The sequence below is a fragment of the Streptosporangiales bacterium genome (assembly GCA_009379825.1).
Lineage (GTDB): Bacteria > Actinomycetota > Actinomycetes > Streptosporangiales > WHST01 > WHST01.
Genome location: WHTA01000079.1, coordinates 1 through 23,234 on the forward strand (window position 1 = coordinate 1; position 23,234 = coordinate 23,234).

At 72.4% G+C, this 23,234-nt stretch carries 19 protein-coding genes; 16 read left to right on the plus strand and 3 right to left on the minus strand.

The annotated features are described in order from the left end of the window. The 3 genes from GEV07_25705 to GEV07_25715 form a co-directional block, all read left to right on the plus strand. Nucleotides 1-118 (plus strand): IS982 family transposase (locus GEV07_25705; protein ID MQA05964.1); only part of this gene is annotated, 118 nt, incomplete at its 5' end. 109 nt (nucleotides 119-227) lie between these two features. Continuing rightward, on the plus strand, nucleotides 228-977 hold the full coding sequence (locus tag GEV07_25710) for a methyltransferase domain-containing protein (protein ID MQA05965.1): 750 nt from the start codon (nucleotides 228-230) through the stop codon (nucleotides 975-977). A 218-nt stretch (nucleotides 978-1,195) separates the two neighbouring features. Beyond that, nucleotides 1,196-1,681: a DUF3040 domain-containing protein gene (locus GEV07_25715; protein MQA05966.1), complete on the plus strand. Its 486-nt coding sequence runs from the start codon at nucleotides 1,196-1,198 to the stop codon at nucleotides 1,679-1,681. Nucleotides 1,682-2,022: 341 nt separating this feature from the next. On the opposite strand, the gene GEV07_25720 is transcribed toward GEV07_25715, so the two are convergent. Genes GEV07_25720 through GEV07_25730 form a run of 3 tightly spaced genes read right to left on the minus strand, consistent with a single transcriptional unit; the run spans nucleotide 2,023 to nucleotide 7,153 of the window. Next, a complete protein-coding gene (locus GEV07_25720) occupies nucleotides 2,023-4,809 on the minus strand; it encodes a hypothetical protein (protein ID MQA05967.1) in 2,787 nt (928 codons plus the stop codon). Beyond that, nucleotides 4,806-6,104, minus strand: coding sequence for a DUF58 domain-containing protein (locus GEV07_25725; GenBank protein MQA05968.1), 1,299 nt, complete (start codon nucleotides 6,102-6,104; stop codon nucleotides 4,806-4,808). The genes GEV07_25720 and GEV07_25725 overlap by 4 nt, the downstream gene beginning before the upstream one ends. A 5-nt stretch (nucleotides 6,105-6,109) precedes the next feature. Next, nucleotides 6,110-7,153 (minus strand): AAA domain-containing protein, encoded by a 1,044-nt coding sequence (locus GEV07_25730; GenBank protein ID MQA05969.1) that lies wholly within the window; start codon nucleotides 7,151-7,153, stop codon nucleotides 6,110-6,112. A 388-nt stretch (nucleotides 7,154-7,541) separates the two neighbouring features. Here GEV07_25730 and mraZ point away from each other — a divergent pair, with 388 nt between their 5' ends. The 13 genes from mraZ to ftsZ all read left to right on the plus strand — a co-directional run. Continuing rightward, nucleotides 7,542-7,979 carry a division/cell wall cluster transcriptional repressor MraZ gene (mraZ, locus tag GEV07_25735; protein MQA05970.1) on the plus strand — a complete coding sequence of 146 codons (438 nt, stop codon included), beginning with the start codon at nucleotides 7,542-7,544 and terminating at the stop codon, nucleotides 7,977-7,979. 402 nt (nucleotides 7,980-8,381) lie between these two features. After that, nucleotides 8,382-9,362, plus strand: a complete 981-nt coding sequence (rsmH, locus tag GEV07_25740; protein MQA05971.1) for a 16S rRNA (cytosine(1402)-N(4))-methyltransferase RsmH — start codon at nucleotides 8,382-8,384, stop codon at nucleotides 9,360-9,362. Between the two features lie 157 nt (nucleotides 9,363-9,519). Next, entirely contained in the window at nucleotides 9,520-9,948 is a 429-nt protein-coding gene (locus tag GEV07_25745) for a cell division protein FtsL (protein ID MQA05972.1), read from the plus strand. Then, nucleotides 9,949-11,937, plus strand: a complete 1,989-nt coding sequence (locus GEV07_25750) for a hypothetical protein (GenBank protein MQA05973.1) — start codon at nucleotides 9,949-9,951, stop codon at nucleotides 11,935-11,937. Between the two features lie 92 nt (nucleotides 11,938-12,029). Further along, nucleotides 12,030-13,568, plus strand: coding sequence for a UDP-N-acetylmuramoyl-L-alanyl-D-glutamate--2,6-diaminopimelate ligase (locus GEV07_25755; protein ID MQA05974.1), 1,539 nt, complete (start codon nucleotides 12,030-12,032; stop codon nucleotides 13,566-13,568). Further along, nucleotides 13,565-14,953, plus strand: coding sequence for a UDP-N-acetylmuramoyl-tripeptide--D-alanyl-D-alanine ligase (gene murF, locus GEV07_25760; GenBank protein MQA05975.1), 1,389 nt, complete (start codon nucleotides 13,565-13,567; stop codon nucleotides 14,951-14,953). The genes GEV07_25755 and murF overlap by 4 nt, the downstream gene beginning before the upstream one ends. A gap of 20 nt (nucleotides 14,954-14,973) precedes the next feature. Beyond that, nucleotides 14,974-16,029: a phospho-N-acetylmuramoyl-pentapeptide-transferase gene (locus GEV07_25765; GenBank protein MQA05976.1), complete on the plus strand. Its 1,056-nt coding sequence runs from the start codon at nucleotides 14,974-14,976 to the stop codon at nucleotides 16,027-16,029. Beyond that, entirely contained in the window at nucleotides 16,026-17,405 is a 1,380-nt protein-coding gene (locus GEV07_25770; GenBank protein ID MQA05977.1) for a UDP-N-acetylmuramoyl-L-alanine--D-glutamate ligase, read from the plus strand. The genes GEV07_25765 and GEV07_25770 overlap by 4 nt, the downstream gene beginning before the upstream one ends. 43 nt (nucleotides 17,406-17,448) lie before the next feature. Beyond that, the gene (gene ftsW, locus GEV07_25775; GenBank protein ID MQA05978.1) at nucleotides 17,449-18,672 is read left to right on the plus strand and encodes a putative lipid II flippase FtsW; all 1,224 of its coding nucleotides are present in this window, start codon (nucleotides 17,449-17,451) and stop codon (nucleotides 18,670-18,672) included. A 5-nt stretch (nucleotides 18,673-18,677) separates the two neighbouring features. After that, nucleotides 18,678-19,808, plus strand: coding sequence for an undecaprenyldiphospho-muramoylpentapeptide beta-N-acetylglucosaminyltransferase (murG, locus tag GEV07_25780; GenBank protein ID MQA05979.1), 1,131 nt, complete (start codon nucleotides 18,678-18,680; stop codon nucleotides 19,806-19,808). A gap of 4 nt (nucleotides 19,809-19,812) precedes the next feature. After that, a complete protein-coding gene (locus GEV07_25785; GenBank protein MQA05980.1) occupies nucleotides 19,813-21,237 on the plus strand; it encodes a UDP-N-acetylmuramate--L-alanine ligase in 1,425 nt (474 codons plus the stop codon). Beyond that, a complete protein-coding gene (locus GEV07_25790) occupies nucleotides 21,234-21,989 on the plus strand; it encodes an FtsQ-type POTRA domain-containing protein (protein ID MQA05981.1) in 756 nt (251 codons plus the stop codon). Before GEV07_25785 ends, GEV07_25790 begins: the two co-directional genes overlap by 4 nt. A 229-nt stretch (nucleotides 21,990-22,218) precedes the next feature. Then, nucleotides 22,219-23,234, plus strand: a 1,016-nt coding sequence (ftsZ, locus tag GEV07_25795; GenBank protein MQA05982.1) for a cell division protein FtsZ, incomplete at its 3' end; no start/stop codon positions are given.

Genomic DNA, 23,234 nt, shown 5'->3' on the forward strand with positions numbered 1-23,234 from the left:
ACCCACCGGAGTCTTCACCCGCATCGCCCAGCGACTCCTCGCCCTCACCTCCGGCATCTGGACCAACTGGACCACCGGCGTCACCAGCAAACGATCACTAACCGCCTACGACCACTGACCAAGGAATCAACCATCTAGCCGCCGCGGCCCTCGGTGGCGGGTGGAGCGGGAGCGCTACCGTGTGTGCCGTACTCCCGGCGGACGGAGGAGGAGCGGTGGCCCAAGGGATGCCGATGCCCGGTGCGGTGACGCCGTCGCCGCGGACTGCCGTGGTGTGGGAGGCGCTCACCGGTCTGCTCGACGAGCGGGCCGCCGCTGGTGCGGCAGCCATCTCCGTCCTCGACCTGGGTGGTGGCACCGGCGGGTTCGCGGTGCCGCTGGCCAGCCTGGGCCACGAGGTCACCGTCGTGGACGAGAGCGCCGACGCGCTCGCCACGCTCGCCCGGCGGGCCGCCGAGCACGGCGTGACCGTACGCGGTGTGCAGGGCGACGCCAGCGACCTCGGCGCGTCCGTGTCGGCCGCCGTCGACCTGGTGCTGTGCCACAACGTGCTGGAGTACGTCGACGACCCGGCGGCCACCCTCGCCGAGGTGGCGGCCGTGCTCCGGCCGGGCGCGGCGGTGAGCGTGCTGGCGCCGAACCGGCTGGCGGCCGTGGTGCACCGCGCGTTGGCCGGGCGCTTCGCCGAGGCCAAGCACGCGCTGGGTGACCGGCTCGGCACCTGGGGAGCCGGCGACCCGATGCCGCGGCGGTTCACCCTCGCCGACCTGACGGTGCTGCTCACCGGCGCAGGCCTGGAGGTGACCGCCGTCCACGGGGTGCGGGTCTTCGCGGACCTGGTGCCAGGCGGTGTGGCCGACGGCGAGCCGGGCGGCCAGGCGGCGCTACTCGCGCTGGAAAAAGTCGCCGCGGAACATCCGGAGCTGCGTGCCCTCGCCACGTCGTTGCATGTCGTGGCCATGCGCAGGGACGACTAGGCCCGGTTCGGGCGATTACGGGGACACCAGGGGAACCAGCCGACCGCTCGGCGCGTTACCCTCGACGTGTACGAAGTGGCTGACGCGGTAGCCGGGTGCGACGAGGTGGAATCTCCTCGACGCACCTCAGTGGATGGCTTTCGCGCAGCCGAGTCCATTCGTATGCTTGGTACCAGCCGGTAGTCGCGTGTGGGGGCTCGGCCCGGGCAGGAGGCATCGTGCCACTCTCAGAGCACGAGCAGCGTGAGCTCGAGCAGATCGAGCGTTATCTTGCTGCCGAGGATCCAAAGTTCGTCAGCTCCATCCGCAACATCGCGCCGAAGAGCCGGTACAAGCGGAGGATCGTCCTCGGCTGTATCGGTTTCATCCTCGGTGTCGCGTTGCTGCTCGCCGGCGTAGCCAACGCGGTCCCACTGTCCATCGCGGGCTTCGTGCTGATGTTCGCCTCGATGGTCTGGGTCGTGAAGAGCATCATGAACATGCAGCAGGGCGCCCAGGCCGGCGCGGCCGCGGCCGCGGCCGACCAGCCCGACGGCGAGGCCGCCGGCGATACGAACGTCATCTCGTTCACCGAGCCGAAGCGGCAGCGCTCGAAGAAGTCGGGCAAGCAGCCCAAGCCGCGCAAGTCCCGCTCCGGCGGCGCCGGCTTCATGGACCGCATCGAAGCACGCTGGCTACGCCGCCGCGACCGCCCCTGGTACTAACCCGCGCGATACCCGCCCGACCCATCGTGGGCAGCCAGCCTGTCCCGGACTTCGCGTCGCCGGCGCCGCGCACGACACCAGACGGCCCACCTCGAGCTTCGCTGTACGGACGTCGCGGTCGTTGACCCAGGCACGGCGCCCCGACTTGACCACCCGGCTACCGTCAGGCTTCGCTGCGCCGGACGCCGCGCCCGACCAGGCGGGTGACCGGCTCCTGTGCGCCCGGCTGCGGATAACCGCCGCCCATCTCGGGCTTCGCGGCGCCCGATGCTGCGGCCGCGAACCCGGCGAGGCGCATCCGCCCCGGCTGACCAAGACGGGCGACCGCGAGTCCAAGGTCGTCAGGCTTCGCGGCGTCGGATGGTGCGGCCGGCGAGTCGGGTGAGGCGTTCCTTTCGGGCTTGCCACCAAGTGCTCAGCCGCCACCGTACGGAGCGGGGGAGCAGGTACGCCCGCATCCTGGTGCGGCGGTTGGCCCGGCGGGCCAGTGCGGACCGTACGGTCCGCACGTCGGCGCGGAGGTAGGCCGGCGTGTCGGCGACCGGGGCGTACCGGGCGCGCTCCTCGGCCAGCGCGATCCGATGGACCGCGGCCGCCGCGGGTGACGCCGGGCCGGCTCCTGCGGGTGACCCTGGGGCGGCGGTTCCGTGCGGTCCCGTGGTCGTCCCTGCCGGTGAGTCGGTGGCCGCCGCGCGTGCCCCTGTAGCGGCCGTTGCGGGTGGCCAGGTGGCGTCCGCTGCCGGCGATGCCGGGGCGGTCGTTGCGGGTGATGCCGGGGCGGCGGCCGTTGCGCGTGACCGCGTGGTGGCCGTTGCGGGTGGCCAGGTGGCGTCCGCTGCCGGCGATGCCGGGGCGGCCGTTGCGGGTGGCCCCGTGGCGGCCGCTGCCGGTGACCCCGCGGCCGTTGCGCGTGGCCTGGTGGTGGTCGTTGCGCGTGACCGCGTGGCGCGTGACCCCGTGGCCACCACGGCCGTTGCAGGTGCACCCGGGGCGGCTGCTGCCGGGGAGGCATCCGACACGTATGCCGCGAGGCGGTCGCCGGTGGCGCGGGGGCTTTCGCTTGCGCGGAACGTGAAGCCCAGGTCCACGCCGTCGTCGTACAGTTCGGTCCAGGCCGCGTGCGCTACGGCGGCCGGGTCGCGTGCCCGGGCCCATCGGCGGCGGCGGAGCAGGCGGCGGCAGACCGCCGGCAGTGCGGCGGCGAGCAGGCCGACCGCGAGTACGCCGAGCAGGCCGAGCCGCACCGGGGTGCTGAGGGCCGCCCGGTGTGCCCCGTCGCCTTGCTGGTCGTCGGTGGTCTCCACCTGCTCGCGGGTCGGGTTGGCGGACGGCCCGCTCGGGTCGTCGGTCGGGACGACCCCGGTGTCCACGTCGTCGTCGTTGTCGTTGCCGCGGTCGAGCGCGTCCGGCTCGGAGTAGCCGGGCACGTCGGCGGTGCCCTGGCCGCCCAGCCCGGACGGCGTCGGCTCGAACCTGATCCAGCCGACGTCCTCGAACCACAGCTCCGGCCACGCGTGGGCGTCCTTGCCCCGGACGACCCACTCGCCGTCGTCGTCACGGGTGCCCTGGGTGAAGCCGATCGACACCCGCGCAGGGATGCCGATCATCCGGGCCATCACCGCCATCGCGGACGCGTACTGCTCGCAGTACCCGCGCCGCTCGCGGAAGAACGAGCGCAGCGCGTCGCGGCCGCTGCCGCCGGGCTCGGTGGAGTAGGTGAAGCCGCCGGTGTCGGTGAACCACCGCTGCAGCGCGAGCGCCTTCCGGTAGTCGGACTCCTTGTCGCGGGTGAGCTCGCGGGCCTGCCGGCGGATCTCCGGCGGCAGGTTCTCCGGCAGCCGCAGGTACGGCCGTGCGCCGTCGGTCGGCTTCGCGGCGACGTCGAGCTGCGTCGGCCGGGGGCGCGGCACCTCGCTCTCGACCCGGTACCGCAGCCCGTCGACCGACCCCCTGGGGGAGAAGACGGTGAGCGTGTCCGGGTCGTAGTACCACCCGTTGCCCGCCTCCACCTGCGTCGGCGCGTACGGGGCGGCGAGGTACTTCAGCGACATCCGGTCGCGCAGGTCGACGGTGGTCCGCACCGTCCTCGTGCTGGTGAGGTCGGTGCCGACCGGCGGGGAGAGCGTCTCGTCGGACCTGACCTGGTACTCCTCGAAGCCACGCATCCGGCCCGGCTTCCAGTCCCGGCCGTTGAACTCGGTGAGCGACACCGTACGCATGTAGTCCGGCGCGCCCTCGGACGTGCGGTACCTGAACAGCACCTCGTCGCTCTGGTTCAGCAACGTGCGGCGCATCGACACCACCGGGTCTGGTGCCTCAAGCGTGGGCGCGCCGAACCGGCTCAGCCACGAGCTCCCGTCGCCGTTCCCGGCGAGGAACGCGCGGTCGGTGAGCGGCACCAGCATCGGCAGCACGACGGCGACGACGATCGCGAAGACGCCGAGCCGCCGGCCGAGGCTGGCCAGCGCGGCCGTGTTGGGCGCCTGGCGCGTCGGCGTCGCCTCGCGGTGTTCCCACGACCGCCTGACGGCGACCGGGCGTCCCCACAGCGCGAGCCGTTCCCTGCGGTCGGCGAGCAGCAGCGCGAGGAACCCGACGGCGCCGGCGAGGAACGTCACCCAGCCCGGCCCGTTGGTCAGCACGCCCGCCGCGATGCTGTACAGCGCCAGCATCGGCAGCCCCGCGACGGCCGGGTGGCCGAGCCGCACGGCGATCAGGTCGGTCATCGCGGCGATCAGCCCGACCCCGCCGACGGTGATCAGCAGCAGGCCGTCGGACTCCGGTGCGGGTGTCGCGAACCGGCGCATGTCGACGAGGCCGTGCACGGCCAGCTCGCCGAGGTCCCGCAGTGCCGCCGGCGTCGGGACGAGGCCGAGCAGCGCGTTCTCGCGCGCGTACAGCACGGTGAGCACGACGAGCAGCATGGCCAGGTACGCGACGACGGAGAGGATCGCAGGTATCCGCAGCGCACGGCACAGCCAGCCGGTCGCCGCGATCACGGCGACGGTGACGACCGTGGCGTACGGCCACTTCGCGGTCTGCAGCAGCGGCCACAGCGCGGCCGTGGCGAGCAGGACGGCGAGGGCGGCGAAGAACGTCACCCTGGTACGAGCGATCACCGGGTTCATCGGTCCGCTCCCGCGCTCGTCGCCGCGGGGGTGGCGGGGCCGCCGCCGGCGAGCCGCCACACCTTCGCAAGGGACGTGCCGTGGCGTACCGGCACCACCCGCCAGCCGGCCGCCTGCAGCCGGTCCACCGTGCGCTCGTACCCGTCGACCTCCGCGCTGTGCACGCGGGTGGAGGCCCAGCTCGCCGAGTCGACCAGCACGGCGACGCCGGTGCCCCGGCCGTGCCGCAGCCCGGTGACCTCGTCGAGGTCGCGGTCGTCGAGGGTGCCGAGGATGGCGACCAGCAAGCTGTCGCTCGCGTCCGCCAGCCCCCGCCTGGCGTGGCCGTCGACCAGTCGCAGCCGCCGCGAGGCGCGGATCATCGCGAGCTCCTCGAGCAGCAGCCGTTCCGTCGGGCCGCTGCCGCCGTCGGGCAGGCCGCCGTGGCCGGCCACCGTGGCTCCCGCGTCGGTCACCAGCCGCAGCCCGAAACCGTCCCGTGCCATCGCCACCCCGATGGACGCGGCAGCGCTCACCGCGAACTCGAACGCCGACCCGGGACCCTCGCCGTGGTACGCGCGGTGTCTGGAGTCGAGCAGGATGGTGCAGCGGGTCTGCCAGTGCTGCTCCTCGCGCCTGACCATCAGCTCGCCGCGCTTCGCCGTGGACTTCCAGTGCACCCGGCGCAGGTCGTCGCCGTGCCGGTACTCCCGGGTCGCGGCGTCGTCCTCACCGGCGGCCGCGATGGTGCGGGCGTGGCTGTCGCCGCCACCGGTCCAGGCGCCGGTCAGCGGCACGCTCGGCAGCTGGTGCACGGTCGGGGTGACCACCAGCTTGTCCACCCTGGTGAACGACCGGGTGAGCTCCACCAGGCCGAACGGGTCGGCGAGACGTACGGTCAGCGGGCCGACGTCGTACCGGCCGCGGGTCTCCGACCGCAGCTGGTAGCCGATCTCCCTGACCCCGTGCGCCTCCACCCGGTCGAGGACGAACCGCGGCGCGCTGCCGAGCTGGTACGGCACGACCTCCTCCACCAGCAGCAGTCCGGTGGGCAGCCGGGAGAGGTTCTCCACGACGAGCGTCACCGCCGCCTCGTGGCCCGCGGGGACGTGCGGCGCTTCCAGGATGCGTTTCGCCGCCAGCCGGTACCTGGCGCGTGCGATCACGACGGCGGCGGCCAGCGGCAGCACCACGAGCAGGGTGCCGATGCTGAGCAGTACGGCCTCGCCGAGCAGGACGCTGCACACCATGGCCGCCGCACCGGCGGCGACGAAGCTACGGCCGCGCAGTGTCAGGGAGGCGAGTGCCTGGCGCATGCTTCTCAGGGGGCATGGCGGGCGGACGGCTCGGGTACCGGTACGCGCCGCAGGCAGTCGGTGATCACGTGGCTGGTGCTCTTGCCGGCGATCTGCGCCTCCGCGGTGGGCAGCACCCGGTGTGCGAGCACGTTGACGCCGAGCGCCTGGATGTCGTCGGGCACCACGTAGTTGCGCCCCTGCAGCGCGGCGTACGAGCGGGCGGCCCTGATCAGCTGCAGCGCGGACCGCGGCGACGCACCGAGACGCAGCTCCGCGGCGTTGCGGGTGGCCGTCACCAGGTCGATGGCGTAGCGCTTGACGCTCTCCGAGACGTGGATCTTCCGTACGGCGTGGATGAGCGCGGCCACCTCCTGCGCGTCCGCGACCGGCTGCAGCGCGTCCAGCGGCGACGAGTAGCCGTGCAGGTCGAGCATCTCCAGCTCGGCGCGCGGCGCCGGATAGCCCATGGAGATGCGCGCCATGAAGCGGTCGCGCTGGGCCTCGGGCAGCGGGTAGGTGCCCTCCATCTCGATCGGGTTCTGCGTCGCCACGACCAGGAACGGTGTGCCGAGCTGGTAGGTCACGCCGTCGACAGTGACCTGGCGCTCCTCCATGCTCTCCAGCAGCGCGGACTGGGTCTTCGGGGACGCGCGGTTGATCTCGTCGCCGACCACGATGTTGGCGAAGACGGCGCCCGGCTTGAACTCGAACTCCTGGCGCTCCTGGTTGTAGATGCTCACCCCGGTGATGTCGCTCGGCAGCAGGTCCGGGGTGAACTGGATACGGCGTACCGAGCAGTCGACCGACCTGGCGAGTGCCTTCGCCAGCATCGTCTTGCCCACGCCCGGCACGTCCTCGATGAGCAGGTGCCCTTCGGCGAGCAGCACGGTGAGCGCGGTGTTGACGGCCTCCGACTTGCCCTCGATGACGCTCTCGACCGCGCCGCGGATCCGAGCCGTGGACTGCGTGATCTGGTCGAAGTCGGCAGTGTTCTTGGCGTCGGATACGTCGCGCTCGGACAGGGTCACCAGGCCTCCCTCGTGCCGCCGACGGTGTCTCAGCGGCATGTGTTGCGGCGAGCGTACGTCTCGACGCCCGGTTCGCTCGACGGCTTGCTCTCCATTGTCCGTGGTGACGGACGGTGGTGACGGTTGACCAGTCAATGGCCACGCAGGGTGAGCCGGTCCGCACGAGGCGCCTGCCGGTGGGTGCCTCGACGCGGCCGCTGTCCACCTTCCCCCACCGTCCACCACCTCCGCGACCTGCGCGGATGGTGGGTCGGTGGGGCGAATGAGGGCTGGATGTGGTTGACGGTGGGGGAAAGTGGCGTACAGTGGTGGACAGCGGGAATCGTAGGGCCGAGCGGTGTACGTGGGGGAGGTGCCAGATGGCGCTCTTTCTCGGCGGCGGTCCGCGACTCGACGGGCAGGCGACGGTCGAGCGGGGAGGTGGCGAGTGGTTCTCTTCCTCGGCACCCATCGCCCCCGGCTCGACGAGAAGGGCCGCCTCTTCCTGCCGGCCAAGTACCGCGACGACCTGGCGGGTGGCGTCGTGATCACCCGCGGACAGGAACGGTGCCTCTACGTCTGGCCGGTGGCGGAGTTCAGCACGCTGACCGAGCAGCTGCGGGAGGCGCCGGTCACGCACAAGGCCTCCAGGGACTTCCTGCGGATGTTCTTCGCCGGCGCGTCCGACGAGGTGCCGGACAAGCAGGGCAGGGTCACGGTGCCCAGCCAGCTGCGCGAGTACGCCGGTCTCGGCAAGGAGTGCGTGGTCGTCGGCGCGAACAACCGGCTGGAGATCTGGGACGCCGACGCCTGGGCGACCTACCTGGACGACAAGGAGCAGGCGTTCGCCGAGCAGTCGGAGGAGGTGTTCCCCGGTCTGATCTAGCAGCGCGGTCGCGTGGTGTGGTCCCTACCCGCCTCCGGTCAGCCCGACGGGTGCCCTGGCGCAACTTCCCCTGCGCCAGGTCACCGGAGGGTTCGCCGCCGGCCTCCTGACGTCCCTTCCCCGACGCCAGGCAGCCGGTGACGGATGAGCGGATGGGGTCCACATCGGGTGACCGAAGCTGAGCTAACGCGAGCACGGGTCGTCGGCGTCGCCGGCGATGTTGGGGGTCGAGATGAAAAGACTGGCGTCCGATCAGGTGGAACGGGCCAACGAACGCGAGCGCGGCCGGCAGCTGACGCTGGCCGCCGACGTCGCGAGCAGCGCTGCGCTGCTCGGACTCGTCATCTTGGCGACGGTCATCGTCGTGCTCCCCGCCGCGATCGCGGTGGGCCTGATCTTCTGATGCCGGTCGACGCGAGCCACGGCGCACCCGGGCACCTCCCGGTGCTCGCGGAGCGCGTCGTGGCGCTGCTCGCTCCGGCCTTCGACGCGCCTGACGCGGTGTTCGTCGACTGCACCGTCGGCCTCGGCGGGCACAGCGAGCTGCTGTTGCGGGCGCACCCGCAGCTGCGGGTGGTCGCGCTCGACCGCGACCCACGTGCGGTTGCGCTGGCCAGGCAGCGGCTGGCCGAGCACGCGGAACGCGTCACCGTCGTGCAGGCGGTCTACGACCAGCTGCCCGAGGTGCTCGCGGAGCTCGGCGTGGCCGAGGTGCGCGGGGTGCTGTTCGACCTGGGCGTCTCGTCGATGCAGCTCGACGAGCGGGAGCGCGGGTTCGCGTACTCCTACGACGCGCCGCTGGACATGCGGATGGACCCGACCGCCGGCGTGACGGCCGCTGAGGTGGTCAACAGCTACCCGGTCGACGAGCTGGTGCGGGTGTTCCGTGCCTACGGCGAGGAGCGCCACGCCCGCAGGATCGCCGAGGCGATCGGCCGGGAGCGCGGCGACCATCCGTTCGACTCGACCGCCCGGCTGGCCGCGCTGATCACCGCGGCCGTGCCCGCCGCAGTACGTCACCGTACCGGCGGTGGCCACCCGGCGAAGCGGGTCTTCCAGGCGCTGCGTATCGAGGTGAACGGCGAGCTGACGGCGCTGGAGAACGCGCTGCCGGCGGCCGTCGCCGCACTGCAGGTGGGCGGGCGGATCGTGGTGCTTTCGTACCACTCGCTCGAGGACCGCCTGGTCAAGCAGGTGCTGCGCAAGGAGTCGTCCAGCGCCGCACCGCCGGACCTGCCGGTGGAGCCGCCCGAGCTCGCGCCGCGGTTCCGGCTGCTGACCCGCGGCGCGGAGCGGCCGAGCGAGGACGAGGTGGCGGCGAACCCACGCGCGGCGGCGGCGAGGTTGCGTGCCGCCGAGCGCATCAGGGCGGTGGCCGCGTGAAGGAGCTCAACGAGCGTAGCGGAGGTAGGGGCCGCGCTATGACCCGTGAGCGGTGCTGGCGTATTCGCGGCGCCTGCCGGAGCGCAGCGAGGCGGCGGTCACGCAGGAGTGGCCGCATGAGACGTCGGGTGAGTGAACGAGGCGCGGGGGTGTGCACATGACGGGGAAACTGGCCGAACGGCTGCGACCGGCGGAGAGCGCGCCGGCGAGCAAGCTCGGCGAGCGCGCCGATCGCTTCGTGCCGCCGGCGCTGCGGGAGGTGCCTGAGCGGGTGGCCAGCACCGGGCGGATCCCGTTCGTGCTGCTCGTAGTGTCGCTGCTGGCCGCCGGTCTGGTCGCGCTGCTGCTGCTGAACGTCGCGCTGGCGGAGGACTCGTACCGGCTGCATCAGCTGCAGAAGGAGACGTCGCTGCTCACCGAGGAACGCCGCGCGCTCGAGCAGCAGGTGGCGACCGAGTCCGCGCCCGACGCGCTGGCGGAGAAGGCCGAGGCGCAGGGCATGGTGCCTTCGGGGGAGCGCGCGTACCTGGACGTCACGAAGCGCAAGGGCTACGGCAAGCCGACGGCGGCGAGGAGCGCCGACTAGATGGCGCGTGGCGACGACAAGCGACGGCCGGCGCCGCGGCGCGGGTCCGGCTCGTCGGACCGCAAGCTGCCCTGGGACCGCGATCCCTGGGAGGAGCCGCGCGCGGCCAAGCGCACCCAGTCGCGCCCGCAGGCACGGCGGCCGGCGGGCAAGCGGCCGGCGGCGGGCAAGCGGCCCGCGGGCAACGCACGGCGTCCGGCGCGGGGCCGGCCGGCGGCGCGCCGGGGCGCGGGCCGGATGCTGCGCAGCTCGCGGCGGCGGCTCGCCCGCCTGGGCTCGCCGGTTCGCCGGATCAACGCCGGCATGCTCGTCGTCGCGTTCATCCTCACGTTGTTCGCCGGTCGGCTCGTACAGCTGCAGGGGCTGGACGCCGAGGAGCTGAGCCTGCAGGCGGCGAAGCAACGCGCGCGTACGAACGTGCTCTACGCCGAGCGCGGCACCATCACCGACAGGTACGGCCAGCCGCTGGCGCTGTCCGTGGACGCCAAGGACGTCTACGTCGACCCGACGAAGGTGCCGGCGAAGCCCGGCCAGCTCTCCGACGGCACGGAGGTGCCGTCGAAGCAGCAGGCGGCCAAGGCGCTCGCGCCGATCCTCGGCAAGGCGGAGGACGAGGTGTACGACCTGCTGACGTCGGAGCGGCGGTTCGTCTACCTGGCCAAGCAGCTCGACCCGCAGAAGTACCGGCAGGCCCAGCAGCTGGGCATCCCCACGCTCGGCGCCGACCCGAACCCCAAGCGCGTCTATCCGAACGGTCAGCTCGCCGCAAGCACCCTCGGGTACGTCGGCGCGGAGGGCAAGGGCCTCGGCGGCGTCGAGTACAGCCAGAACAAGACCCTCGCCGGCCGTAACGGCAAGCAGGTCGTTGAGATCGGCCGCAGCGGTCAGGTCATCCCGGCCGCGTCCGACGACATGCGGGAGGCCGTGCCTGGCAAGAACGTCCAGCTGACGCTGGACAACGAGATCCAGTGGGCGGCGCAGAAGGCGATCGAGGCGCAGGTCAAGAAGACGCAAGCCGAGAGCGGCACCGCGATCGTGATGAACCCGAAGACCGGTGAGCTGCTCGCGCTCGCGACCGCGCCCGGCTTCGACCCCGCGGACCTGAACTCGGGGGGCTCCGCCGGGCTCGGCAACCCCGCCGTCTCCGACGTCTACGAACCGGGCAGCACCAACAAGGTCATCACGGCCGCGGCCGCGCTCGAGCACACGAAGATGCAGCCGCACTCCGAGGTAGTCGTGCCCGGCTCGTTGCGCAGGTACGACAAGACCTTCCACGACGACGTGCCGCACGGCACCTGGCACCTTACCCTCAGCGGGGTGCTGGCGAAGTCGAGCAACATCGGCATCGACCTGGTGTCGGAGCGCGTGGGCGGGAAGCAGCTGTACCAGAGCCTGCGCGACTTCGGCTTCGGCCAACGCACCGGCGTCGGGCTGCCCGGCGAGAGCCGCGGCATCCTGCCCCAGCCGGAGGACTGGTCGGGTACGCAGCGGTACACGATCCCGTTCGGCCAGGGGGTTTCCGTCAACGCCCTGCAGATGGCGAGCGTGTACGGTGCCATCGCCAACGACGGCGTGCGCGTGCCGCCGACGGTGATCGCCGGCGAGCAGCGCGAAGGCAAGCGGGTGGTCAGCTCCGGCACGGCCAAGCAGATGCGCCGGATGCTCGAAGGGGTGACCGGCACCCACGGCACCGCGCAGAAGGCGCAGATCCAGGGATACCGGGTCGCCGGCAAGACGGGCACCGCGCAGCGCGCCGACCCGGACTGTGGCTGCTACCGCGGGTACACGTCGTCGTTCGTGGGAATGGCACCCGCCGACGACCCGAAGCTGGTCGCGCAGGTGGTGCTGCAGGGGCCCAAGCGCGGGCACTTCGGTGGTGAGGTCGCCGCCCCCGTCTTCCACGACGTGATGTCGTTCGCGCTCCAGCACGAGCAGGTCAAGCCGACCGGCACGAAGACGCCGAAGATCAGGGTCTGGTCGCGGCGTTGAGCCGAATACGCCCGGTCGCGTCGCGGCGCCGCAGCGGCGGTGATGGCACGGGGTGCCGTTCGGCGGGATCCGGCGGGAGATAGTGTCTCGCCGTGCCCCAGGCGCCACGTCCCACTCGTGTCGCGCCGCGACCGCTTTCCGGTCTCGCGGCGCTACTCGGGCTACCTGCGCGGGAGGCGGCGCAGGTCAGCGTCACGGGCATCACGCATGACTCCAGGCAGGTGCGCCCGGGCGACGTCTATGCCGCGTTGGCCGGCGCCAACGTGCACGGTGCGGACTTCGCCGACCAGGCGGCGGCGGCGGGCGCCGTGGCTGTGCTGACCGACCGGCAGGGGACGGCGAAGGTCACCGCCGACGTGCCCGTGCTGACCGTCGCCGACCCGCGCGCGGACCTCGGCCGGGCGGCGGCCTGGGTGTACGGCGACCCCGCGGCCGACCTGCTGGTGCTCGGCGTCACCGGCACCAACGGCAAGACCACCACCGCGTTCCTGGTCGAGGCCGGGCTGCGTGCGGCCGGTCACCGCACTGGCCTGGTGGGCACGGTGGCGACGAAGATCGCCGACGAGACGGTGACCAGCATCAGGACCACCCCGGAGGCGACCGACCTGCACGCGCTGTTCGCCGTGATGCGGGAGCAGCAGGTGACCGCCGTCGTGCTCGAGGTGTCCAGCCACGCGCTTGCGATGGGCCGGGTCGGTGGGGTGCAGTTCGACGTGGGGGGGTTCACCAACCTCAGCGAGGACCACCTCGACTTCCACGCCGACCTGGAGGACTACTTCCGTACCAAGGCGCGGCTGTTCACCACCGGCATCAGCCACAGGGCCGTGGTATGCGTGGACGACGCCTGGGGCCACCGGCTGGCCGACGAGCTGCGGGCCGACCGTGCCGACCGCCCGCTGACCACCTGCTCGACGACGGGCTCGGCCGCGGACTGGTGGGTGACCGACGTCGAGCTGCACCCGACCGGCACCGACTTCACCGTGGTCGGCCCGGATGGCGCAAAAGGCCACGCCAGCTGCCCGCTGCCCGGTGAGTTCAACGTCGCCAACGCGCTGGTTGCGGTCGCGATGCTCGCCGCCGCAGGCGTGCCGTGCACCGATGCGCTCACCGGCGTCGCCGCCGCGCCAGGCGTGCCGGGCCGGATGGAGCGGGTGGTGACCGGCCAGGAGTTCCTCGCCGTCGTCGATTACGCGCACACGCCGGACGCCGTCGACCGGCTGTTGCGCTCGCTGCGGCCGGTCACCGGCGGCCGGCTGATCGTGGTGCTCGGGTGCGGCGGCGACCGCGACCGGGCGAAACGGCCGCTGATGGGTGCCGCCGCCGTGAAGCACGCCGACCTGGCCGTGTTCACCTCCGACAACCCGCGGTCGGAGGATCCGCTGGCCATCCTCGACGCGATGCGTGCCGGCGTGGACACCGTGCCGGCCGACGGGCGCGCGGAGGTGGTCGTCGAGGCCGACCGGCGGCGTGCGATCGAGCTCGCGGTCGCCGGGGCCGCACCCGGCGACACCGTCGTCGTCGCCGGCAAGGGCCACGAGCAGGGCCAGGACCGCGGCGGAGTGGTGTATCCGTTCGACGACCGCGCCGTCGTACGCGAGACGATCGGCAACCGAGAGGGTGGACGGCCGTGATCAGCATGACCCTGGCCGAGGTCGCCGACGCGGTGGGCGGCTCGCTGTCCGACGTCGCGGACCCGCAGGCGCGCGTGACCGGCGCGGTCGTCGTCGACTCCCGGCAGGTCGAGCCTGGCGGGCTGTTCGTAGCCATCGCCGGGGAACGCGTCGACGGCCACGAGTTCGCCGCCGCCGCGTGTGCCGCGGGCGCGGTCGCGGTCGTGGCGGCACGCCCGGTGGGGGTGCCCGCGATCGTCGTCGACGACCAGGTCGCCGCGCTCGCCGCGCTCGCGCAGGCGGTCGCGCAGCGGCTGCCGGCCACGGCGATCGTCGGCATCACCGGCTCCGCAGGCAAGACCGGCACGAAGGACGTGCTCGCCCAGCTGCTTTCCGCGGTGGGGCCGACCGTCGCGCCGCCTGAGTCGTTCAACAACGAGATCGGCTTCCCGCTGACCGTGCTGCGCGCCGACGCGGACACCTCGTGCCTGGTGCTGGAGATGGGCGCGAAGGGCGTCGGCCACGTCGCGCAGCTGTGCGCCATCGCGCCGCCGCGGGTCGGCGTCGTGCTGAACGTCGGCACTGCGCACATCGGCGAGTTCGGTGGGCAGCAGGCCATCGCGGCGGCCAAGGGTGAGCTCGTGGAGGCGCTGCCGGCAGGCGGGCTCGCGGTGCTGAACGCCGACGACGAGCTGGTGTCCGCGATGGCGGCCAGGACGAACGCGCGCGTCGTGCGGTTCGGGCGCAGCGCGGATGCAGACGTCCGCGCGGACGACGTCACGCTGGACCAGGCGGCCCGGCCGTCGTTCACCCTCGTCACCTCCGAGGGCACGACGCTGGTGCGGCTGCGGCTGCACGGCGAGCACCAGGTGTACGCAGCGCTCGCCGCCGCCGCGGTGGGGCTGGAGCTCGGGCTGGGCACCGCCGAGGTCGCCGCCCGCCTGGCCGCCGCGGAGCGGGTGAGCAGGCACCGGATGGAGGTGACCGAGCGCGCCGACGGGGTGACCATCGTCAACGACGCCTACAACGCCAACCCGCCCGCCATGCTGGCCGCGTTGCGCAGCCTGGTCGCCATGGCCGGCCAGCGCCGCAAGGTCGCGGTGCTCGGGGAGATGTTGGAGCTCGGGGATGCCGCTCCCGAGGAGCACAGGAACGTCGGCACGGCGGCGGCCGAGCTCGGCGCCGACCTGGTGATCGCGGTGGGTGCGGGGGCGGCCGCGGTCGCCGAAGGAGCTCGGACGGTGCCCGGATGGCACGGCCGGGCGGTCGAGGTGAACGACGGCGACACGGCCGAGAAGCTCCTGGATGCCGAGCTTCGCCGCGGTGACGTCGTAATCTTCAAGTCGTCACGAGACGCTGGCTTGCGCTGGATCGGCGATCGGCTGGCGACGAGGTCTTCGTCGTAGGGCACTGAGAGGTAGAAGTAGTGAGGCTGGTCCTCTTCTCCGGCGCCATCGCCATGGTCATCGCGTTGCTCGGAACCCCGCTGGCGATCCGGCTCTTCCGGCGTCGCGGCTACGGTCAACAGATCCGTGACGACGGCCCGACCACGCACCACACGAAGACCGGCACGCCGACCATGGGTGGCGCGGTCATCATCATCGCCACCCTGCTCGGTTACGGCTTCGGGCACCTGGTCACCATGATCAAGCCGACCTTCTCCGGTGGCCTCGCGCTCGGCCTGATGGCCGGCCTCGGCGCAGTGGGCTTCCTCGACGACTTCATAAAGATCGCCAAGCAGCGCAGCCTCGGCCTGCGCAGTGGCGCGAAGGCGCTCGGCCAGGGGGTCCTCGCGATCGCCTTCGGCGTGCTCGCGCTGCGGTTCCCGAACGACAACGGGCTCACCCCCGGATCGGCGTACATCTCGTTCGACCGCGATATCACCTGGCTCTACATCGGCCCGGTGGTCTTCGTGCTGCTCGCGCTGGTGATGATCGCCGGCGCGTCGAACAGCGTGAACCTCACCGACGGGCTGGACGGGTTGGCCACCGGCGCGTGCGTGATGGTGTTCGCCGGCTACGTGATCATCGGCAACTGGCAGTTCAGGAACTCCTGTGTCATGGCCGCGGTTCCTGAGTGCTACACCGTGCGCGACCCGCTGGACCTGGCGGTCGTCGCCGCCGCCGTGGCGGGCGCCTGTTTCGGCTTCCTCTGGTGGAACGCGCCGCCGGCGCGGATCTTCATGGGCGACACCGGCTCGCTGGCGCTCGGTGGCGTGATGGCGGCGATCGCGATCCTCACCCGTACCGAGCTGCTGCTGCTCATCACCGGCGGGCTGTTCGTGATCATCACGCTCTCTGTGATCATCCAGGTCGGCTTCTTCAAGGTGACGCACAGACGGGTGTTCAGGATGGCGCCGTTACAGCACCACTTCGAGCTGGTGGGCTGGAACGAGGTGACTATCGTGGTCCGGTTCTGGATCATCACCGGGCTGTGCGTCGCGGGCGGTCTCGGCCTGTTCTACGGTCGTTGGTTGACGTGACCGACCAGTGGCGGGGCCGGCGGGTCTGCGTCGCGGGGATCGGTGTTTCCGGAGCGGCCGCGGCCAGGGTCCTGCTCGGCCTCGGGGCAGCGGTGACCGTGGTGGACGCGGGTACCGGCGAGGCGCAACAGGAGCAGGCGGCGCGGCTGCGCGACGGCGGCGCCACCGTCGAGCTGGGTGAGCCTGGGCTGCCGCCGGACACCGAGCTGGTCGTGACCTCGCCGGGCTGGCCGCCGCACGCGCCGCTGCTCGCCTCCGCGGCGCAGCGGGGTGTCGAGGTGATCGGCGAGGTCGAGCTGGCCTGGCGGTTGCGTGGCGCGGACGCCGCGCCCTGGCTCGCCGTCACCGGCACGAATGGCAAGACCACCGTGGTACGGATGCTCGCCGGCATGCTGGTCGCGGCCGGCCACCGGGCGACGGCCGCGGGCAACGTAGGCACGCCGATCGTCGACGCGGTGCTCGCCGAGCCGGCGTACGACGTGCTCGCCGTCGAGCTGTCCAGCTTCCAGCTGCACTGGTCGAGCTCGCTGCGGCCGGCGGCGGCGACGGTGCTGAACGTCGCGCCCGACCACCTCGACTGGCACGGCTCGTACGCCGAGTACGCGGCGGCCAAGGCGCGGATCTGGGGCCAGGGCACGCGGGTCGTGTACAACGCGGACGACGCGGAGAGCCTGCGGCTGGCCGACGGCCGGGCGGGTGCGGTGTCGTTCACCCTCGGCGAGCCGGCCGCCGGACAGCTGGGCGTGCGCGCCGGCGTGCTCGTCGACCGCGCGTTCGGCACCGACGTCGAGCTGGCCCAGGTGAGCGCCGCACGGCCGCCTGCGCCGCACAACGTGGCCAACGCGCTCGCCGCCGCGGCGCTCGCCCGCGCGCACGGGGTGCCCGCCGACGCGGTGGCGGCCGGCCTGCATGCGTTCACGCCTGAGCCGCACCGGATGGCGGTGGTGGCCGAGGCCGGCGGCGTGACCTTCGTGGACGACTCGAAGGGCACCAACCCGCACGCCGTCGCGGCCGCGCTGGCCGCGTACGACCACGTCGTCTGGGTGGCCGGCGGGCTGCTGAAGGGCGCCATGGTCGATGACGTAGTGCGTATGCACGCACACCGTCTGCGTGCAGCGGTGCTGCTCGGCCGCGACCGGGCGGTCATCGCGGAAGCTCTCGCGCGACACGCGCCGAATGTGCCGGTGGCCGAGGTGTCCGCCACCGACACTGGGGTGATGGATGCCGTCGTCGCACAGGCGGCCCGGTTCGCACGCCCGGGCGACACCGTGCTGCTGTCTCCCGCCGGTGCCTCGTGGGACATGTTCGCGAACTATCCGGCGCGCGGTGACGCGTTCGCCGCGGCGGCGCGGCGCTGGGTGGCCGCCGGTGAGTAGCTCCACCCAGACCGCGGGGGAGGACACCGCCGCGTGGTACGACATCCGGTCGCGGCTCGCGGTTTTCCGCAAGCTGTTCGACCGGCCGCACGCGTCGTACTACCTGCTGGTCGGCTGCACCGCACTGCTGACGGCGCTCGGGTTGCTGATGGTGCTTTCCGCGTCCAGCGTGCACGCGTACGCGAGCGGGCAGTCGGCGTACTACTACTTCCAGCGGCAGGCCATCTGGGTCGGTGTCGGTCTGGTCGCGCTGGCGGTCAGCACCAGGATGCCTGCCCGCGTCTGGCGGATGCTCGCGTACCCGATCCTCGTGCTGTCCGTCGTGTTGCTCGCCGCGACGCTGGTGCCCGGCATGGGGCACGAGGTCAACGGCGCACAGCGCTGGCTGGACTTCGGCGGCCCGTTCCGGGTGCAGCCCTCGGAGTTCGCCAAGCTCGGCCTCGTGCTGTGGGGCGCCGACCTGCTCGCCCGCAAGGAGAAGCTCGGCACGCTGCGCGAGTGGCGGCACCTGCTCGTCCCGCTGATCCCCGGCGCCGGCCTGGTCGTGCTGCTCGTCATGCTCGGTGAGGACCTCGGCACCACGCTGGTGCTGCTGACCATCCTGCTGGCGTTGCTGTGGGTCATCGGCGCGCCGCTGCGGCTGTTCGCGTCCATGCTGCTCGCCGTCGGCGGCCTCGTCGTCCTGCTGATCCTCATCGAGCCTTACCGGGTGGCGCGCCTGACCAGCTTCGCCGACCCGTTCGCCGACGCCGGCGGCACCGGGTACCAGGCGGTGCAGGGGATGTACGCGATCGCCACCGGCGGCCTTTTCGGGGTCGGGCTGGGCGCCAGCCGGGAGAAGTGGGGCTACCTGCCGCACGGCTACACCGACTTCATCTTCGCGATCATCGGCGAGGAGCTCGGCCTGATCGGCACCCTCGTCGTGCTCGCGCTGTTCGCGCTGCTCGCGTACGCCGGGCTGCGCGTCGCGCGCCGGGTCACCGACCCGTTCATGCGGCTCGCCGCGGGCGCGGTGACCGCGTGGCTGGTCGTGCAGGCGGTGGTGAACGTGGGCGCGGTGATCGGCGTACTGCCCATCACCGGTATCCCGCTGCCGCTGGTGTCGTACGGTGGGTCCGCGCTGCTGCCGACGATGGTGGCGCTCGGCATGCTGTTGTCGTTCGTCCGGCAGGAACCGGGAGCGGCACGCGCGCTGGCCGGCCGCGGTCCCGGACCACTTACCCGGGTCGTCGGCTGGTTCGGTTACGGTCCCGCCGCGAAGAAGTAGGAAGAATGACGCTGCGCGTAGTACTTGCCGGGGGAGGAACCGCAGGACACATCGAGCCTGCGCTGAACCTCGCGGACGCCCTCCGCGCGGCCGATCCCACGGTGCAGATCACCGCGCTCGGCACCGAGCGCGGCCTGGAGACCATGCTCGTGCCCAAGCGCGGCTACGAGCTCGAGCTGATCCCGCCGGTGCCGCTGCCGCGCCGGCCGAGCCCACAGCTGGTTTCGCTGCCGGTGCGGGTGGCGAAGGCGGTCAGCGCGGCGGCGAAGATCCTGGACGCGAAGCAGGCGGACGTCCTCGTCGGCTTCGGCGGCTACGTGGCGCTGCCCGCGTACCTGGCCGCGCGCCGGCGGAAGGTGCCGATCGTCGTGCACGAGGCGAACCCGCTGCCCGGGCTGGCGAACCGGGTCGGTGCCGGGTTCACCCCGTACGTCGCGATCACCGTGCCCGGTACGAAGCTGCCGCACGCGACGCTCACCGGGGTGCCGCTGCGCGAGGCGATCCTGCAGCTCGACCGGCCGTCGAGTCAGCGGCAGGCGCGTGCGGAGTTCGGCCTCGAGCCGGACCGGCCGACGCTGCTGGTCTTCGGCGGTTCGCAGGGCGCCCGCTCGGTGAACGCGGCGGTGCGGTCGGCGGCGGAGCGGATCACGGCGGCCGGCATCCAGGTGCTGCACGCGGTCGGGCCGAAGAACACCGTCGACGTCGACCTGCCGGACGGGTCGCCGCCCTACGTCACGTGCAGCTACGTGGAGCGGATGGACCTCGCGTACGCTGCCGCGGACCTCGCGCTGTGCCGGGCCGGGATGATGACCTGCGGCGAGCTGGCCGCCGTCGGGCTGCCGGCCGTCTATGTCCCGCTGCCGATCGGCAACGGTGAACAGCGCCGCAACGCCATGCCGATCGTCGACGCCGGCGGCGGGCTGCTGGTGGACGACGGTGACCTCGACGCCGGCTGGATCGAGGAGAACGTGCTGCCGCTGCTGACCGACGCGCCGCGGCTCGCCGCGATGGCCGACGCGGCGAAGACCGTGGGCCGGCCGGACGCCGGCCAGGAACTGCGCGAGCTGGTGCTGCGCGCCGTCCGCGAGTCGGGCAAGGGCAGTGCCGCGAACGACGACGGGCAGGAGGCCGAGTAGCCAGATGGGTCTCGTGGAGGCGGTCGAGCTGGTACCGGCCGAGCAGCTGGGCCGGGTGCACTTCGTGGGCATCGGCGGCGCCGGTATGTCGGGCATCGCCAGGATCCTGTTGGCGCGCGGCATGACGGTGTCCGGGTGCGACGCCAAGCAGTCGCGGGTGTTGTCCGCGCTGCAGGCGCTGGGCGCCGACGTGCACGTCGGGCACGAGCCTGGGCACGTCGCCGACGTGGACACGCTCGTCGTGTCGACGGCCATCCGCCCCGACCACCCGGAGCTCGTCGCGGCGCAGCAGTCAGGCGTGCGGGTGCTGCCGCGCGCGGCGGCGCTGGCGAGCGTGATGGCCGGATACCGGGGCGTAGCCGTCGCCGGCACGCACGGCAAGACCACCACGACGTCGTTGGTGACCGTGGCGCTGCAGCGCTGCGCCGCCGACCCGTCGTTCGCCATCGGCGGCGAGCTGAACGAGTCCGGCGCGAACGCGCACGCGGGCAGCGGCGACATCTTCGTCGCGGAGGTGGACGAGAGCGACGGGTCGTTCCTCATGCTCTCGCCGCACGCCGCGATCGTCACCAACGTGGAGGCCGACCACCTCGACAACTACGGCACCGAGGCGGCGTACCGCGAGGCGTTCGTGCAGTTCCTCGACCGGGTCGAGGACGGCGGCTTCGTGGTGGTCTGCGCCGACGACCCCGGCTCCGCCGAGCTGGGCGCGCTGGCCGGCGAACGCGGCATGGACGTCCGCACGTACGGCTTCGCGGACGGCGCCGACCTGCGGGTGACGGACCTGCGCAGCCGCGGCATGGGGTCGACGTTCGAGGTCGTGCACGGCGGCCGCCGACTGGGCCCGGTCGACCTCGGCGTGCCCGGGCGGCACAACGTGCTGAACTCGTGTGCGGCGCTGCTCGTCGGGCTCGGGCTCGGCTTCCCGTTCGCCGAGCTTCGGGAGGGCCTGGCCGGGTACACCGGCACCCGCCGCAGGTTCGAGCAGAAGGGCACAGCGGACGGCGTCCGGGTGTTCGACAGCTATGCGCACCACCCGACGGAGATCGCCGCCGACCTCGCCGCCGCCAAGGACGTGGCAGGCGAGGGCCGGATCGTCGCGTGCTTCCAGCCGCACCTGTACAGCCGCACGCGGCTGTTCGCGGACGAGTTCGCGGCGGCGCTGTCCGCGGCGGACGAGGTCGTGGTGATGGAGATCTACGCGGCCCGCGAGGACCCGGAGCCCGGCGTGACCGGGCAGCTGGTCAGCGACCGGATCGACCTGCCCGCGGAGCGGGTGACGTTCGAGCCGTCCTGGTCCGCGGTGCCCGCGTTGCTTGCCGACCGGGCCGGGCCAGGCGACATCGTGCTGACCATCGGCGCGGGTGACGTGACGATGATCGGCCCCGAGGTGCTCGACCTGCTGCAGACGAGGGATGCCACGGCGTGACCACGACGGGGAAGTCGTCCGCGCGTCCCACGAGCGGGACGCGCGCGGGGGCCGCTGCCACGGGGCGGGGGAGCGGCAGGCGGCGCGGGTTCACCGTCGTCGGCCTGTTGCTGACGCTCGCACTCGTCGGCGGCTGGCTGTACCTCGTCTACGGGTCGTCGGTCTTCGCCGCGGACGACGTACAGGTCGTGGGCGCCAAGCGGGTTCCGGCCAAGCAGGTCGAGGCCGCGGCGGCGGTGCCGCTTGGCACCCCGCTGGCCCGCGTCGACCTCGACCAGATCGAGGCCCAGGTGTTGCGGCTGCCGCGCGTCCACACGGTCGTGGTGGAGCGGGCCTGGCCGGACACCGTACGGATCACCGTCACCGAGCGGGAGCCGGTCGCCGTGGTGTCGCGCAACGGTGCCTGGTGGGTGATCGACGAGGAAGCCGTGGTGCTTGCGACAACGCGGAAGCGGCCGAAGCTGCCGGAGCTGGACGTCGCGAACCCCAACCCGCAGGACGCCGCCACCAGGTCCGCGCTCGCGGTGCTCGACCGGCTGCCGACCAAGCTCGGCGCGCGGGTGCGTTCGGTGAGCGCGGACACCCCGGACTCGGTGGAGCTGAACCTACCGAGATCGGTCGTCGTGGTGTGGGGCAGCGCCGACGCGTCGGCGAAGAAGGCCAGGGTGTACCGCGCGCTGCGCAAGGTGCAGCCGAGGGGCAAGGTCTACGACGTCAGCACGCCCGACACCCCGACCGTCACCGAGCGGTGAGCGCACCGCTTCGGGCGGGTTTGTCGACACGCCGCCGCGCGTCATTGCTTTCTGCGTAGCCCGTTCCTACTGTGCGGAGCAGGAGTACAGGTTGACATAACTCTAACTCTCTACTTCAGGGTTAGGGTCGCGGCGGGGAGTCGGGCACCAATACCTGACCGGAATGGTCGGCTGTTGGCCTGCTGCCCGGCGAGGGTCGCAGAGTGCGAGCAGTGAGAGGGACCGCGACGTGACAGCACCGCACAACTATCTGGCGGTCATCAAGGTCGTCGGCATCGGCGGCGGCGGTGTCAACGCCGTCAACCGGATGATCGAGGTCGGTCTCAAGGGGGTCGAGTTCGTCGCGATCAACACCGATGCCCAGGCCCTCCTGATGAGCGACGCCGACGTGAAGCTCGACGTCGGCAGGGAGATGACACGCGGCCTTGGCGCCGGCGCCAACCCCGACGTGGGTCGGAAGGCGGCCGAGGACCACCGCGAGGAGATCGAAGAGGTCATGCGGGGCGCGGACATGGTGTTCGTGACCGCAGGCGAGGGCGGTGGTACGGGCACCGGTGGTGCGCCGGTCGTCGCCAACATCGCCAGGTCCCTCGGTGCGTTGACCATCGGCGTGGTGACCAGACCGTTCAGCTTCGAGGGCAAGCGCCGCGCCTCGCAGGCGGAGGAGGGCATCGCCAAGCTCCGCGAGGAAGTCGACACGCTGATCGTCATCCCCAACGACCGGCTGCTGTCCATCTCCGACCGCGCCGTCAGCGTCCTCGACGCGTTCAAGGCCGCCGACCAGGTGCTCCTCTCCGGTGTGCAGGGCATCACCGACCTGATCACCACACCGGGTCTGATCAACCTGGACTTCGCGGACGTCAAGTCGGTGATGTCCGGCGCTGGCTCCGCGTTGATGGGGATCGGCTCCGCACGCGGCGAGGATCGGTCGGTCGCGGCGTCCGAGATGGCCATCTCCAGTCCGTTGCTCGAGGCGTCCATCGACGGCGCGTACGGCGTGTTGCTGTCCATCTCCGGCGGCTCCGACCTCGGCCTGTTCGAGATCCACGAGGCGGCGAACCTGGTGTCGCAGGCCGCCCATGCCGACGCGAACATCATCTTCGGCGCGGTGATCGACGACGCGCTCGGCGACGAAGTACGCGTCACGGTGATCGCCGCCGGGTTCGACGGCGGGCACCCGAAGACGAAGGAGAAGGAAGCCAAGCCGAAGGCCGGGCAGCTCGACACGCCGGCCGGCAGCAGCCG

What these genes read in the sequence shown, in the direction of transcription:
- rsmH (MQA05971.1), top strand. Translation starts at nt 8,382, where the DNA reads ATGCCGGTCGACGCGAGCCACGGCGCACCCGGGCACCTCCCGGTGCTC.
- GEV07_25750 (MQA05973.1), top strand. Translation starts at nt 9,949, where the DNA reads ATGGCGCGTGGCGACGACAAGCGACGGCCGGCGCCGCGGCGCGGGTCC.
- GEV07_25785 (MQA05980.1), top strand. Translation starts at nt 19,813, where the DNA reads ATGGGTCTCGTGGAGGCGGTCGAGCTGGTACCGGCCGAGCAGCTGGGC.
- GEV07_25730 (MQA05969.1), bottom strand. Translation starts at nt 7,153, where the DNA reads ATGCCGCTGAGACACCGTCGGCGGCACGAGGGAGGCCTGGTGACCCTG.
- GEV07_25710 (MQA05965.1), top strand. Translation starts at nt 228, where the DNA reads ATGCCGATGCCCGGTGCGGTGACGCCGTCGCCGCGGACTGCCGTGGTG.
- GEV07_25720 (MQA05967.1), bottom strand. Translation starts at nt 4,809, where the DNA reads ATGAACCCGGTGATCGCTCGTACCAGGGTGACGTTCTTCGCCGCCCTC.
- murG (MQA05979.1), top strand. Translation starts at nt 18,678, where the DNA reads ATGACGCTGCGCGTAGTACTTGCCGGGGGAGGAACCGCAGGACACATC.
- GEV07_25725 (MQA05968.1), bottom strand. Translation starts at nt 6,104, where the DNA reads ATGCGCCAGGCACTCGCCTCCCTGACACTGCGCGGCCGTAGCTTCGTC.
- GEV07_25745 (MQA05972.1), top strand. Translation starts at nt 9,520, where the DNA reads ATGACGGGGAAACTGGCCGAACGGCTGCGACCGGCGGAGAGCGCGCCG.